Below are 14,425 nucleotides of genomic sequence, written 5' to 3' on the forward strand. Positions count from 1 at the left end.
GCTGTTATGTTTAACGACTTCGAAATTCTGGAGGAGGACGTTCCGGTCCATCTTCAGGTTAAGCAATATATAAAAAGATTAATCCTTAAAGGCGCACTGCACGGAGATCAGAAGCTCGCGTCCACGCGCGAGATGGGCCAGTTGCTCGGCGTAAGCCGTAACACGGTCATTGCCGCTTATGAGGGTTTGGAAGAGGAAGGCTTTGTATATACCCTTCAGGGGAAAGGCAGTTACGTGGCGCCCTTGTCTGCGGCAACCGGCGATGCCGTTCCTCCCTGGAAGACCGATTGGTCTTCCCGCTTGAACGACTACGCGCGGCAGGCCGTGGATCTGGACCGGATGAAGAGCGGAATTCGCGCCGGCAGGAATACGATCTCTTTTACGAGCATCGCTCCGGACGATCACCTGTTTGACCTTGACCATGTGAAGCGGGCCTTTCTGGACAGGATGGCTATCGAGGGTAATGTGCTGCTGAATTACGGATATGCGAAAGGCTATAAGCCGCTGATTGAGTTGCTGATGAGATATATGGAACAAAAGGGCGTAGATCTGCAAGGCAAAGATATGCTCATCACCAGCGGGTTTACCGAAGGTTTCGATATGATTCTCGCTGCACTCGGGAAGAACAACGGCGGAGCTGTCCTTTGTGAAAATCCTACGCATCATACGGCCATCAAGAACCTCAAGCTAAACGGCTTCGAGATTAAGGGGATTCCGATGGAGCATGACGGCATTAACCTAAGGGAGCTGGAGCGGGCTTTGTCCGAACGGGCTTACGATTGCGCCTATTTCGTTCCGTCTTATCATAACCCGACAGGGATTGTAACCTCCCCCGGCAAAAGAATCGCTCTCATGAAACTGATGGCCGAGCATCAAATCCCGGTGATTGAAGACGGTTTTAATGAAGAGCTGCGCTATTCGGGCTCCCATGCTCTCCCCCTGATCGCTACGGCCGGACGGGGCAATGGCGTCATCTATATCGGCAGCTTCTCAAAAGTGCTGTTTCCCGGTCTACGGGTCGGGTGGGTACTGGCCGACAGGGAGCTTATCGATTATTTGGAAAGCATAAAGCGGGCCCGGAACATCCATACTTCGACGCTGGACCAGTCGGTGTTGTTTCAATATCTGCATAATGGTCATTTGGAGAAATACTTAAAAAAGGCACGGGCCGAGTATAAAAGGAAATATGAATGGACGCGGCTATGCTGCGAAAAATACATTCCGTTTGCCCGTGTAACGGGGGACGGAGGGCTTCATTTGTTCCTTGAATTCGAGGAGAACTTCGATACGCACCAACTGCTGGAGGCTTGCTCTGAGAATGGTGTGATTTTTACTCCGGGAGACCTGTTCTTTACGGACGGTGGCGGAGTCAATACGATGCGGGTCGGCTTCTCGCGGGTGAGTGATGAAGATATTGATAAAGGGCTTAGAATCATAGGCGGATTGGCCGCCAAACAACTTGAGGGGTAGAGGGGTGCAAAATATGATGAAGGTTGGCGTTGTGATGGGAGGCATGTCCTCGGAACGTGAAATATCGTTGATGACCGGAAAAGAAATGCTGGCTCGACTGGATCGCAGCAAGTATGAGGTGGTTCCGATCGAGATCGTGAAGCAGGAGGATCTTAGCGAGCAAGTCCAAGGTATCGATTTTGCGCTGCTTGCGCTCCACGGCGCATACGGGGAGGACGGAACGGTTCAGGCGGCATTGGAATCATTGAGCATTCCGTATTCGGGAAGCGGCGTAGAGTCCAGTGCTCTCTGTATGGATAAAAATAGATCCAAGCAATTACTTCGCGCTGCCGGAATCCCGACGCCGGATTGGCTTTGTTGGAGCGGAATGGAGGAATATGACGCGGAAGCCGTAGCACAGCTGGGATACCCGGTGTTTGTCAAACCGAATTCGGGCGGATCAAGCGTCGGAACGCTGCCGGTTTCCGATGAAGCTTCTTTGAAAGCAGCCGTTCAGGAGGCGCTGCGCTGGGACTCTTCCGTGCTCATCGAACAATTGGTGGAGGGAGAAGAGATCACCTGCTCCATTGTCGGCGAGGATTTGTTGCCAGTCATCGGCATCCGCTCTAAAGCCTCGGCGTGGTTTGACTATCATGCCAAGTATCAGGACGGGGGAGCGGAGGAACAGGTGGTCATTTTGCCGACAGAAATTCAAACAAGTGTGCAGGATGCTGCGATAAGCAGTTACCGGATTTTGAAATGCAGCGTGTATGCCCGCGTAGATATGATTTTGCGCAACGGGATTCCGTATGTTCTGGAAGTGAACACGCTGCCGGGTATGACGCCGAACAGTCTGCTGCCGAAAAGTGCGCAAGCGGCGGGCCTCAAATTTAACGAATTACTGGATCGGATCATCGAGCTGTCGCTGCAAGAACGGGAGCAGAACGGGATTCACAACTTGAGTCTGCAAAAGGAGAGTGTGACCGCTTATGGGAAGTGAGAGGATTGCACCTTTAGTTCGCGATATTCCGCCATCCGGCATCCGCGCTTTTTTTGAGACTGGCGCCGGCCGGAAGGATACCATCCAGTTGGGTGTAGGGGAGCCGGATTTTGTAACGCCGGAGCATGTTCGCGAGGCTTGCATTCGCGCCTTGAACGAAGGGAGAACAAGCTACACGCCAAATGCGGGTTTGCCTGAACTGCGGGAAGAAATCTCATACTATTTGAATGGGAGCTTCCGGTTAAAGTATGAGCCAGAACATGAAATCCTAGTCACTGTCGGGAGCAGCGAAGCGGTCGATTTGGCACTCCGAACGTTCCTGACGCCAGGGGACGAGGTGCTGATTCCGGCGCCCGGTTATATCGCTTATTCGCCGATCGCCCGCCTGCATGGGGCGGAGGTCGTAGAAATTCCTTCCTCCGCGGAGCGAAACTTCAAGCTGGAGGCGGATGAGCTGGCTGCACGGATTACGCCGCGATCCAAGATATTGGTGGTGAACTATCCGTGCAATCCGACAGGCGCAGTCATGACGGAAGAAGACTGGCTGCCGATTGCTGAGCTTGTCACCCAGCATGACCTCCTGGTCATCTCGGATGAAGTCTACGCCGAGCTAACATATGGCCAGCGGCATTTCAGCATCGCCGCGCTCCCGGGCATGAAAGATCGTTGTATTGTGATCGGAGGATTCTCCAAGGCGTTTGCCATGACGGGCTGGCGCATCGGATATGCGTGCGGCGACCGGGAGTTGATTGCCGGGATGCTGAAAATCCATCAGTATACGATCATGTGCGCACCGGTACTCGGCCAAATCGCGGCGCTGGAATCGCTGCGCAGCGGACTTGACGCCAAGGACCGGATGAAAGCGGAATATGACGGGCGCAGAGTCATGTTTGTTCAAGGGCTGAATGAACTTGGGATGAGATGTCACATCCCGGAGGGCGCTTTTTACGCCTTTCCTTCCATTGCGGATACCGGCCTTAGCTCCGAGCAGTTCGCCAGGGGACTATTGCAGGAAGAGGGAGTTGCCACCGTACCGGGTCATGTTTTTGGAGTCGGCGGCGAAGGGCATATCCGTTGCTCTTACGCAGCGTCCCGGGAGAAACTGTGCGAGGCGCTGGAACGAATTGAGCGTTTTAAGAAAGCTATCCAAAAGACATCGTTTACGCTTTGCCATTAAACTTGGCGATAAACAAAAACAGTCGTTTCCTCTCGGGAATCGACTGTTTTTTGGTAATTTGTAAAATACAAGTAATGACAATTGGACTTTAACCTGAAACAGGATTGCAGTTCATCTCCAATTTTGCCAAAACCTCATTAAACAAACGGACGGACCGCAATACCGTCTCTTTCTCGAATACCGTCAAGTGAGAAAACACTTCGTCCAGGTAATCGTTCATTTGTCGCTCAATCGAATCGGCGACAATCTGTCCTTCGGTTGTTAAAGAAAGGGTGTATACCCGGCGGTCTGTTGAATCCGGCGTCTTCTGAAGCAGGTTCAGCTTCATCAAGGACTGGACCTGGCGGCTAAAAGTCGTAATGTCCGTGCCCAGCGTTTCCGCGATTTCCTGCATCGACGGCTTATGCTGGCGGCTGACCTCGAACAGAATATGGCTTTGTACCGGGGAGATGTCGAGAGATCCGACACTGCAGCAATTTTTATTAAGCAGTGCGAACTGACGTGTCATAATCTGAAACAATTCGCGAGTATTTTCCATATTCGTTCACCTCATAAATCAGTTATATCTCTTTATGTTGCAGTTTGCAAATATCATTTCTTTCATTTAAGGACATATGTCCTTCCCAACTCTAAGGCGATAGCGATATCTTTTAATTAAGATAACTTAAGCTAACATTAGAGATATTAAGGGAGAGAAACCAACGATGAGAGGGTTGTTATTTGCATTCCTGGGAGGGGCTTTGATTACTTTGCAGGGGGTAGCCAATTCCCGAATCAGTCAGAGCATCGGGACCTGGCAGGCGGCCACGCTTACCCAATGGACCGGGTTTGTAACGGCGCTGCTGATCCTGCTATTTATCCGCGACCGCAAGTTGCGGGAGTTTAAGCAGGTTAAGCCTTTATACTTGACGGGAGGCGCATTGGCGGCGATTATTATTTTCGGCAACGTAACGGCGATTCAACAGATGGGGGCTACCTTTACAATATCCGCACTGCTGATTGCCCAACTGAGCCTCACTTTTCTTATAGACAGTAAAGGATGGTTTGGTGTAGCCAAGCAAAAAATGCAGGCACCTCAGTTTATCGGCATACTATTGATGGTGGCAGGCGTCATAATTTTAAGATTTTGAGGTGAGAAGAACCATGAAAGAGATTTTGGACATGGAAATCCTGAACTCGCATTTACAGGAATTTGATTTGGAACCGATCTTTACGGAATCGTTGAAACCTCATATGGCACTATACAGTTATGATGCAGGTGAACTCGTATGCTCACAAGGAGATCCATCGGGAACGCTTTACGTACTTGTTAAAGGGAAACTCAAAATTTATACGACCTCGGCGGAAGGAAGAACTCTGGTTCTCTGCTTCAAAACACCGCTTGAGCTCGTAGGAGACATAGAATACGTAAAAAACACGGACATCGTTAATACCGTTGAGGCAGTTACGCCGGTTCAACTGATCGGCATCCCATATCGCCAGTTAAAGAAGTATGTAAACGACCATGCGCCATTTCTTCAGTTTCTGCTGGACATTATAACTCAGAAGTTTTATATCAAATCCAATTCGTTCAGCTTCAATTTGATGTACCCCGTAGAAGTGCGGCTGGCAAGCTATCTTTTGTCGGTCTCTTCGGGCGAGTCGGATGAACTGCTTCATGAACAGTTAAGTACGGCGGGCCTGAAGGATGCGGCGAATCTGATCGGTGTCAGCTACAGGCATTTGAACCGGATCGTGTATCAGTTTTGTTCGGAAGGTCTGGTCGAGCGGAGCAAGGGCGGGATTATCGTCAAGAATCGTGAAGGGCTGCGGGCACTAACCAGTCATAATATCTACGAGTAAAAGGAAGGAGATTAAAGCCATGTTAATAGGTATCTTTTGGGCGCTGCTCGCCGGTGCGCTGGTGGGTCTGCAAAATATTTTCAATAGTAAAGTCAATGAACGCGCGAACTCCTGGGCGACGACCGCGTTAGTGTTGGGGTTGGGATTTTTAGCTTCCCTGGTGATCGGATTGATTGTAGAAGGAAAGAAGCTGTTTGCCGTTCAACATATGGAGCTATGGTTCTGGTTTAGCGGGATCATCGGCGTAGGGGTTGTCGTCTGCATGGTAAACGGAATCAAGCTGCTTGGACCGACCTATGCCATTTCGATCGCGATGACCTCACAGCTTGTTTTCGCCCTGTTATGGGACTCTCTTGGCTGGTTCGGATTGGAGCAAGTGCCGTTCACCTTCAAACAGTTCATTGGTGTTATAGTGATTGTATCGGGTATATTTGTCTTCAAATTCGGAGGGTTGCTGCAGGGTCGAAAGCCGTCAGTACAAGGGGAATAATTCGTACTATATAATTGTTATAAAACTAAAGATTGCGGAGGAATTGTGTTGGAAATCAAAATCGATGATTTATCCGGAGATCAGGTAGCCAGGTTAATAGAGGAGCATCTGCAAAGTATGGAATTGCATTCCCCGCCGGAAAGCATTCACGCCCTTAATCTTGAAAAGTTAAAAAAACCGGATATTACGTTCTGGAGTGTCTGGGAGCAGGAGGAATTGCTCGGATGCGGAGCCTTGAAAGAGCTTGACGCTCACCATGGGGAGATCAAGTCGATGCGCACTTCTTCGCAGCATTTAAAAAAGGGAGTTGCAAGAAAGCTGATGGAATTTATAATTCAGGAAGCCAAACGCCGAGGCTATCGCAGGCTTAGTCTGGAGACGGGCCCCATGGAAGCATTCGCTCCGGCCAGAAAATTGTATGAAAGTGTTGGATTTCAATATTGCGGTCCCTTTGCGGAGTATGTGGAGGACCCGTACAGTTTATTTATGACGAAGGAACTGTGAATCGGGTCCAAATTAATGATTAAAGGATCAAGGAGTAGGTGTTATTTATGTCTATTTGTCTAAAGCCTTATAACGACGATGAGACCGAAGCGTTGATTGCGTTTCTTGCGGGTGAAACCTGGCCGTATCATGGAATAGCGACGTTGACGGAAAGTAACGTGCGCGAGCAAGTTGCACAAGGAAGATATAACTCGACCGACGAGAAGAAAACATTCTGGATTCTGAACGATGAGGATACAAAACTCGGATTGCTGCGGGTATTTGATCTTCAAGATCCGACCCCAATGTTCGATATTCGCATTTCTGCGAAGTATCGCGGCCAAGGCATTGGTTTACAAGCGGTTAAGCTGCTTGTCGAATACGTGTTTACGAAGCATGACGATAAAATTCGGCTTGAAGGCCATACAAGGGTCGACAATTACGCAATGCGCAAAACATTTCACAATGCAGGCTTTGTGAAAGAAGCGGTACACCGATTGTCTTGGCCGTCGGAAGACGGGAAGCTTCATGATTCTATCGGATATGCAATTCTTCGAGAAGATTGGGCGGAAAACAAAACCACGCCAATTAACTGGGACGATTTCCCGTTTTGAGTGTGACGAAACATTGTCCATTTTAACAAAATTAACGCGATGACCTCCTAATCATGAACATTCTTCGAACAGCCTAGGCATAGGAACGAATGTTTGTTAATGTTATGGTAATTTGTAGGAGTGGAGGTGTACGCAATGAGTGTAAAAGAGCAAGTGCTTGAAGCGATGAAGGCGGCAGGTAAGCCGGTTAGTGCAGGCGAAGTGGAGCAGCTGTCCGGCTTGGACCGCAAGGAGGTCGACAAGGCCTTTAAAGAACTGAAGAAGGAAGAAGCGATTACTTCCCCGATTCGTTGCAAATGGGAGCCGTCTGTTAAGTAAGTGCTATCCTGACCTACATAATAATATCTGGAGACCTTGGACCGTTTGTATCGGGTCCGGGTCTTTTTGCCGTTCATTGTAATATTGACCTGGATGTTTCAATATAATATTATATCTACATACCATTCGGTATCTATATAACACAACTATCTATTTTTCATAAGATCCAGGGGTGAGCTATTGAGCGTTCGAACTCAAGTATTGAAATCGGCGGAGGAATTGGTGAAAAGCAAACCGTTCGATCAGATTACGTTTGCGGAAATCGCTAAAATGGCGGGAGTACATTGGACTGCCGTGCGCAGACATTTTGGAGATAAGCAGGGCCTGCGAAGCTGGCTGGCGGAGAGACAGAGTGACAATAACGGACCGCTCGCAGATACCCGAACCCGAATTTTAGAAGCCGCTGCCAAAGTGTTTGCGGAGCAGGGATATGCCACCGCTTCTTTGGAGAAAGCTGCGGCCGAGGCTGGAATGACCAAGGGAGCCGTCTATTGGCATTTTTCAAGCAAACAGGATTTGTTCCTTGCGATTATGGAACGGAATTTAATTCAGCAAAACCGGCAATTGCCATTGCAGATCGAAGATCTTCTGGAAGCGGATGATCCCGAATCGGCTTTGTACGCTTGGCTCAAATCACAGTTTGATTGCCTGGAAGCCGGAGACGGCGGTCCGCAGCTATTTCTTGAATTCATCACATCGAGCAGGGAACCGGAAGTACGCCACAAACTGCAAGCGATGTTCGGCCAAAGTCTAGAAGCTTTAGGCGGCTTTCTGGCACAAATGCAGCAGAAGGGCTATATCGCACAAGGATTGGACCCTCAATCTCTCGGCATTATGGTGGATGCGTTGATGAAGGGCATTGTCATCGAATGGTTAATCGATCCGGTGAGCTGTCAGCTGGAGCCATTATTGCAGACTGCAGCGAAAGTATTATGGCGGGGGCTAGCACCCGGCAAATAGAGAAATCATCCCGTAAAGTCGGCAGCCTCGACATATTTGCGGGTTAATTTTTGGATACAACATACCATGCAGTATGCGAATATTATATTTGAAGTACATAGTAAACAAGGGAGTGATAAGATGAAGGTAGAACGGCGTATTAAGAAATTCGATAAGCAAGCCAACATGTATGATAAAAAAAGAGAGAAGCTCGAGCTCGCAAGTTACCGCAAAAGCTTGCTGGGTTTTGCCAGAGGTCACGTATTGGAGCTGGGTATCGGGGCGGGAAGCAATTTGCCTTTTTACCGTTCAGACGTGAAGCTGACGGCGGTGGATTTCAGCCCGGCCATGCTTGAAAAAGCTAAATTGGCAAATGAAGCGCAATACGGGCTGGAAGCGGAATATATTCAAGGAGATATCGACGCGATAAGCCTTGAGGAAGACGGGTTCGATACTGTCGTATCCACACTCTCTTTGTGTGCTTACAGCGATCCCGGTAAAGTGCTGACTCATATAAGCCGGTGGTGCAAGCCGGAAGGGCAAGTACTATTACTGGAGCATGGCATTAGCTCGAACAAATTCCTTGCTGCTGCCCTTAAGGTTACCGATCCTTTAGCTTATCGGATCGCCGGCTGCCATTATAACCGCGATATTATGAAGTTAATTGCGGAGTCACCGCTCGATGTGATTAAAGCGGAGCATTACATGTCCGGGATGCTTCATTTAGTCTGGTGCAAACCGGGATCAGCCGTTTTGTTGTGAAGCCGTTTCCTGAAGTGATATACTTTTGCTGTCAAGACGAATACATAAAGATAAAGGAGCGATAACCCAAATGTATAGATCGATCAACGACTTTTTGGAAGACTGGAGTCAAGAGGAGGCTCTCACGCTCAAGGTGCTTGAGGCGCTTACAGATGATTCCCTGAAACAATCCGTCTCGGCCGCACAGCCAAGATCGCTTGGAGATTTGGGATGGCACCTGGTTGGCAGTCTGGATATCATGCTTGGTGCTGCAGGGCTGGTCATCGCCGGTCCGGAATATAAGCTGCCTACTCCTGAACGTGCTTCGGACATCGTTCAAGGTTATCGCCAAATGAGCGATGCTGTTACTAATGCGCTAAAACAGCAATGGAATGACGAGAAGCTGTCACAGGGGATTCTGTTATTCGGTTTTATTGATACGACCTACGGCGGTGTACTGAAAACCGTGGTACGTCATCAAATACATCACCGGGGGCAAATGACGATTCTTATGCGTCAAGCCGGCGTGGTACCCCCTGGCGTTTACGGCCCTAATGAAGAAGAGAGTGCGGCGGTACGGGCTGCTAAAGGCTAATCATAGACTAATGCAATGAATTCAGGCCATTGGAGAGGTTGATAAGGATGAGAGAGCGGATTCAAGAAATGGAGCTGGAGGAGCAGGAGCTTCAATTTCGTCAATTTACGAATGAGACGGCGCTTGAAGTCGGACTGGCAATCATTGAGGAGGCCAAGAGCCGGGGGAAGAGCATTACGACGGAAATATACCGCTCGGGCCAGCGTTTATTCGCTCATGCCATGGAAGGCACGTCGAAGGACAATGAGGATTGGATTCGGCGGAAGAACAATGTGGTAAACCGTTTCGGAGAGAGCTCCTGGCACGTCACGCTGCGGTTGCGGGAAGAAGGGAAGTCCTTGGATCAGGATTACGGCTTGCCGATTGAGGATTATGTGGGCGCCGGCGGCGGGTTTCCGCTTATCATTGAAGGGGAAGGACTGGCTGGTACCATCACGGTATCGGGTTTATCCGACCAAGAGGACCATGATCTGCTTGTGGCGGCGTTAAGAAGAATTAGGGTTTCTGCAACTTAACCGGGACGACTTTTTGAACAACCTCTAAAAGATTCAAAAATTAGGTTTACCTCTGACCGATAATTTGATAATATTATCGCAATATCAAATGCGATGAAGAGAGAAGTAAATAAATCGAATTCTTTCTCAGAGAGCTCCTGCTGTGCTGAAAGGGAGTAAAGAATGGTTTATCGAAAAAAGACTCAGAGCAGCACACCGGAACCGAATAGATCGGGGATGCTGTGCCAGGAGCTCCTGTTACAGAGCTAGAGTATAAGCATTGAGATTCAATGCCGTACTTGAAGAGGTCAATATGGCGACATATTGGCGAATCTAGGGTGGTACCACGGGTATACAATATCTCGTCCCTAAGACTAATAAGGTCTTGGGGGTGGGTTTTTTTTATTACTGTAAAGATAAGGAAACTTAGCAAGCGTGCATCATATAGTACACTAAATCTTACTTGAAGGGATTTGAATAGGTTATGTCGCAAAAGCTGAAAGTCGGAATTGTGGGCGGAACGGGTATGGTGGGCCAGCGGTTTATGCAGCTTCTGGATCAGCACCCTTGGTTTCAAGTAACGTCGATCGCCGCGAGCGCCAATTCTGCGGGCAAAACTTACGAGGAAGCCGTGCAAGGCAGATGGAAGCTGGCCGGGCCGATTCCTGAAGAAGTGAAGAATATCGTAGTCCAAGATGCTGCTCAAGTAGATAAAGTTGCCGGAGAGGTCGATTTTATTTTCTGCGCCGTTGATATGAAGAAAAATGAAATTCAGGCCCTTGAAGAGGCTTATGCCAAAACAGGTACACCGGTTATCTCCAATAACTCGGCACACCGCTGGACACCTGATGTCCCAATGGTTATTCCCGAGGTGAATCCAGGCCATATTGAAGTCATCGCTGCACAACGGAAACGACTGAATACTTCGACCGGATTTATCGCCGTCAAGCCGAATTGCTCCATCCAGAGCTACGTACCGGCGTTGAACGCGCTGCTCGCTTACAAGCCGACTACTGTGGTTGCCTCCACGTATCAGGCGATCTCCGGCGCCGGCAAGAACTTCACCGACTGGCCGGATATGCTGGATAACGTGATTCCCTATATCGGCGGAGAGGAAGAGAAGAGCGAACAGGAACCGCTTCGTATCTGGGGAAGTGTTGCAAACGGAGAGATTGTTAAAGCAAGCTCGCCTTTAATTACAACTCAGTGTATCCGTGTTCCTGTAACGGACGGACATTTGGCTACAGTATTTGTATCTTTTGAGAAGAAGCCTTCGAAAGAAGAAATTCTTCAGCTGTGGCAGCAATTCAAAGGACGTCCGCAAGAGCTTGAACTGCCTAGCGCGCCAAAGCAGTTCATCACCTACTTCGAAGAAGAGAACAGACCGCAAACGAAACTGGACCGTGACATTGAGCGCGGCATGGGTGTCTCTGTGGGAAGATTGCGTGAGGACTCTCTTTACGATTATAAATTTGTCGGTTTGTCCCACAATACTTTGCGCGGAGCTGCCGGTGGTGCCGTATTGATCGCCGAGTTGCTTAAAGCGGAAGGATACATCCAACCCAAAGCTTAAAACTTGAAATGCCGAACAAGGAATATTTAGCGAAATAGCTATCGTTTGCTAATTCATCCAACAGAATATGTAAAAGGGGCTTTCTCCAGGACATCCAGGTGCCGGAGAAAGCTCTTTTAGTATCGTTGTTCCCGCTCATAGAAACCCAACGGATTTAACTGCGTAATAAGATAAGACATGAATTTAAATCGCCGAATAAATCCTAAAGAGAAGTTGAGGTAATTCATCGAATGAATGAGTTATATACAGAGCGTGCCGATGCGGGATACCAGCGTGCTAAGCGGAAAGCTGAAGAATATTTTACATCGCTCTACAAGCAAGTAACGGAGAAAACATACGTATCCGCCCTGACGGAAGATTTTCACTTATGGAAACGAAACCATATCCACCGTCCTGCCTGGCTGTCTCTTTTCTCGCGGAAGAACAACAAGCCGGATTCTAAAGATTACCACAGATATATCAGTTGGTTGAATTATACAGGGAAGCTGGACGATTACTTAGAGCGGAGCGTTTCCTATATTTATATGAGGGATCTGGGTAAAGCCCTGGATTCCGCGCATACGCAGACCCGGATTCAACGTGTAATTGACGACGTTAAGAAGTTATTGCTCCGTTCCAATGATGCAAGCCGCGGATTTCAACCGGATTTTATAAGTTTATCCGGGATGTACCGATGGGCTCAAAAGGAAGGTGTAGAGAGCGCGGCGATCTGGGTGATCCATAAACTGAACCAAGTGGCCATACATATTCCGAAGGAAATGAACGCAGAGCATGCCCAGCGCAAATTAATCAAAATCATGATCGGGGTCATTATGCACGCGATCGAAGAGATGGATGAGGACACTACTGCTATCGAACGTGCACGAAGACTAGATGCCGCGATCCGGCTTGGTTATTCCTACGGCCTGACGTATCCTTTCATAGACGATCTATTGGATTCCGGAGCCTTGGATGCCGAGGAGAAAAAGCAATATACTTCACTGATCCGCCGCGCGCTGCTTACCGGGACTGTACCCGAGCCTGGCGAATGGTCCGGAAGTAATTCGGAGACGATGCAGTATATCCACTCGGAGCTTAGTGAAGCTTTTGAGTGTATTAAGGCTTATCAGGAGCCGGAAATGCAGCAGACATTTTTCGAGCTGTCGTACATGTTTTTTCATTCCCAGGAACTGGACCGAGATAAGGAGCTTTCCCATGCGGATTATACCAATGAAGAGCTGTACATCCCCGTCATTTTGAAATCTGCTGCTTCCCGCCTGATCGTCCGCTCGGTCATAAGCGCGCCCGAAGACGAAGGGTTTGATCAACGTTCGTTCTATTACGGGATCTATAATCAGCTGGCGGATGATTTTGCGGATATGTTTGAAGATATGAGAGAGGGTGCGGTTACCCCTTATACCTATTATTTAAAGTACCGTGATAGCCGTCCTGATCTGATTAATCCGTTTGAATTATACTGGGCGGTCATCTCTAATTTGATTCATAATGTCTATCATAATGACGCCAAGACGAGAGAAGTGATATTGGATCGGGCCATTAACGGATTAAAACGCTGCAAGGCTCGTCTCGGGTTGGCAAAATATACTGAAATTATGGGTATATTCGCTTCCGGAAACCCGGCATTCTATCGTCTAGTGGAGCAAATGGTTACAAAAGCGGAGGATGTTGACTTCTTAGACAAACTGCTTCGGGACCAGATGGTTAATGTTCTAATCAACGACCGGAAGGAAAAAGAATACTTTGCAGAGACGGTCAACAATGTCCGCGAGCAAATCAACAATCTGATGCGGATTACAAAGACCAGCGGGATGGCCCCGATTCAAGAGTCTCTAATCGATGCAGCAAATTATAGTCTCGAAGGGGACGGTAAGCGATTAAGGCCGATATTGGCTTGGGTCATGGGTGTAAACGAATATGGACTCTCTGCATCGGCAATTGAGCCGCTGTTGAGATCCTTGGAATATATGCATACCGCGTCTCTGATTTTTGATGATCTGCCTACCCAGGACAATGCCTCCTCACGCAGAGGACGTCCAACACTGCATCAGGTGCATAATAGCGCTACGGCTGAACTAACAGGGCTGTTTCTGATCCAGAAAGCGATCCAGGAACAAGCGTCGCTGCAGAAGTTCGATCCCGAAACCGTACTGGAGTTGATCCGATACTCTTCTCAAAAAGCAGGGGAGATGTGCATGGGGCAGGAGATGGATTTGCATTCAAGAGGAAAGGCTTTGACGCTGGAGCAATTGAATAGGATGTGTTTTTACAAAACAGGAATTGCTTTTGAGGCTTCTCTCGTTATGCCGGCTATTCTTGCTCAGGTGAAAGAGACGGAAATTGAGATTCTGAAAAAGTATGCTTACCATGCAGGCATTGCCTTTCAGATCAGAGATGATTTGCTTGATTTTGAAGGAGATACGAATTTGCTCGGCAAGCCTGTCGGCAAGGATGCCCAAAACAATAATTCGACATTTGTGAGCATCCTTGGCGTGGAAGGAGCCAAGCAAGAAATGTGGGAACATTACTGCCTAGCGATGGAATCGTTACAAAAGATGCCCCGTAGCCCCGTTTTCCTAAGGCATTTATTGACTTATATCGTAAGTCGGAACAGTTGAGACAGCCGGAAATCTCTTTCACGATTTTGTCATCTTCCAGTTCGTTATATTATGGTATGATCATTGGGAATAATTTACTCTATGAACAACATTTT

At 48.4% G+C, this 14,425-nt stretch carries 16 protein-coding genes and 1 other annotated feature; of the genes, 15 read left to right on the plus strand and 1 reads right to left on the minus strand.

What is annotated here, in order from left to right; genetic code table 11:
- The first annotated feature begins 6 nt into the window (after positions 1–6).
- From KB559_RS03665 to KB559_RS03675, 3 genes are read left to right on the plus strand one after another with little or no spacing between them, the layout of a single operon-like run.
- Complete coding sequence (locus tag KB559_RS03665; RefSeq protein ID WP_211020354.1) at positions 7–1,470, plus strand: aminotransferase-like domain-containing protein; 1,464 nt, start codon at positions 7–9, stop codon at positions 1,468–1,470.
- A gap of 16 nt (positions 1,471–1,486) precedes the next feature.
- Positions 1,487–2,449, plus strand: a complete 963-nt coding sequence (locus KB559_RS03670; RefSeq protein WP_211020942.1) for a D-alanine--D-alanine ligase — start codon at positions 1,487–1,489, stop codon at positions 2,447–2,449.
- Positions 2,439–3,626 (plus strand): aminotransferase class I/II-fold pyridoxal phosphate-dependent enzyme, encoded by a 1,188-nt coding sequence (locus KB559_RS03675; protein WP_211020356.1) that lies wholly within the window; start codon positions 2,439–2,441, stop codon positions 3,624–3,626. Before KB559_RS03670 ends, KB559_RS03675 begins: the two co-directional genes overlap by 11 nt.
- An 88-nt stretch (positions 3,627–3,714) precedes the next feature.
- On the opposite strand, the gene KB559_RS03680 is transcribed toward KB559_RS03675, so the two are convergent.
- Positions 3,715–4,164, minus strand: a complete 450-nt coding sequence (locus tag KB559_RS03680) for a MarR family winged helix-turn-helix transcriptional regulator (protein WP_211020359.1) — start codon at positions 4,162–4,164, stop codon at positions 3,715–3,717.
- 166 nt (positions 4,165–4,330) lie between these two features.
- Between KB559_RS03680 and KB559_RS03685 the strand changes: the two genes are divergently transcribed.
- The 12 genes from KB559_RS03685 to KB559_RS03740 all read left to right on the plus strand — a co-directional run bounded on the left by KB559_RS03685 (position 4,331) and on the right by KB559_RS03740 (position 14,330).
- Positions 4,331–4,756, plus strand: coding sequence for a DMT family transporter (locus KB559_RS03685; protein ID WP_211020361.1), 426 nt, complete (start codon positions 4,331–4,333; stop codon positions 4,754–4,756).
- 13 nt (positions 4,757–4,769) lie between these two features.
- A complete protein-coding gene (locus tag KB559_RS03690; RefSeq protein ID WP_211020363.1) occupies positions 4,770–5,468 on the plus strand; it encodes a Crp/Fnr family transcriptional regulator in 699 nt (232 codons plus the stop codon).
- 19 nt (positions 5,469–5,487) lie between these two features.
- Complete coding sequence (locus KB559_RS03695; RefSeq protein ID WP_211020365.1) at positions 5,488–5,958, plus strand: DMT family transporter; 471 nt, start codon at positions 5,488–5,490, stop codon at positions 5,956–5,958.
- A gap of 48 nt (positions 5,959–6,006) precedes the next feature.
- A complete protein-coding gene (locus KB559_RS03700) occupies positions 6,007–6,462 on the plus strand; it encodes a GNAT family N-acetyltransferase (protein ID WP_211020367.1) in 456 nt (151 codons plus the stop codon).
- Between the two features lie 47 nt (positions 6,463–6,509).
- Positions 6,510–7,055 carry a GNAT family N-acetyltransferase gene (locus KB559_RS03705; protein ID WP_211020369.1) on the plus strand — a complete coding sequence of 182 codons (546 nt, stop codon included), beginning with the start codon at positions 6,510–6,512 and terminating at the stop codon, positions 7,053–7,055.
- Positions 7,056–7,190: 135 nt separating this feature from the next.
- Entirely contained in the window at positions 7,191–7,373 is a 183-nt protein-coding gene (locus tag KB559_RS03710; RefSeq protein WP_211020371.1) for a transcriptional regulator, read from the plus strand.
- Positions 7,374–7,553: 180 nt separating this feature from the next.
- A complete protein-coding gene (locus KB559_RS03715) occupies positions 7,554–8,333 on the plus strand; it encodes a TetR/AcrR family transcriptional regulator (protein ID WP_211020373.1) in 780 nt (259 codons plus the stop codon).
- A gap of 120 nt (positions 8,334–8,453) precedes the next feature.
- A complete protein-coding gene (locus tag KB559_RS03720) occupies positions 8,454–9,074 on the plus strand; it encodes a class I SAM-dependent methyltransferase (RefSeq protein ID WP_211020375.1) in 621 nt (206 codons plus the stop codon).
- Positions 9,075–9,144: 70 nt separating this feature from the next.
- Entirely contained in the window at positions 9,145–9,648 is a 504-nt protein-coding gene (locus tag KB559_RS03725) for a DinB family protein (protein ID WP_211020377.1), read from the plus strand.
- A 47-nt stretch (positions 9,649–9,695) separates the two neighbouring features.
- A complete protein-coding gene (locus KB559_RS03730) occupies positions 9,696–10,163 on the plus strand; it encodes a heme-degrading domain-containing protein (protein WP_247681566.1) in 468 nt (155 codons plus the stop codon).
- 84 nt (positions 10,164–10,247) lie between these two features.
- Positions 10,248–10,515 (plus strand) — a binding site (T-box leader).
- 111 nt (positions 10,516–10,626) lie between these two features.
- On the plus strand, positions 10,627–11,715 hold the full coding sequence (asd, locus tag KB559_RS03735) for an aspartate-semialdehyde dehydrogenase (RefSeq protein WP_211020381.1): 1,089 nt from the start codon (positions 10,627–10,629) through the stop codon (positions 11,713–11,715).
- A gap of 230 nt (positions 11,716–11,945) precedes the next feature.
- Positions 11,946–14,330 carry a polyprenyl synthetase family protein gene (locus KB559_RS03740; RefSeq protein WP_211020383.1) on the plus strand — a complete coding sequence of 795 codons (2,385 nt, stop codon included), beginning with the start codon at positions 11,946–11,948 and terminating at the stop codon, positions 14,328–14,330.
- The last annotated feature ends 95 nt before the right edge of the window (positions 14,331–14,425 follow it).

Origin of the sequence: Paenibacillus sp. Marseille-P2973, from assembly GCF_018101095.1 — a bacterium.
Lineage (GTDB): Bacteria > Bacillota > Bacilli > Paenibacillales > Paenibacillaceae > Fontibacillus > Fontibacillus vini.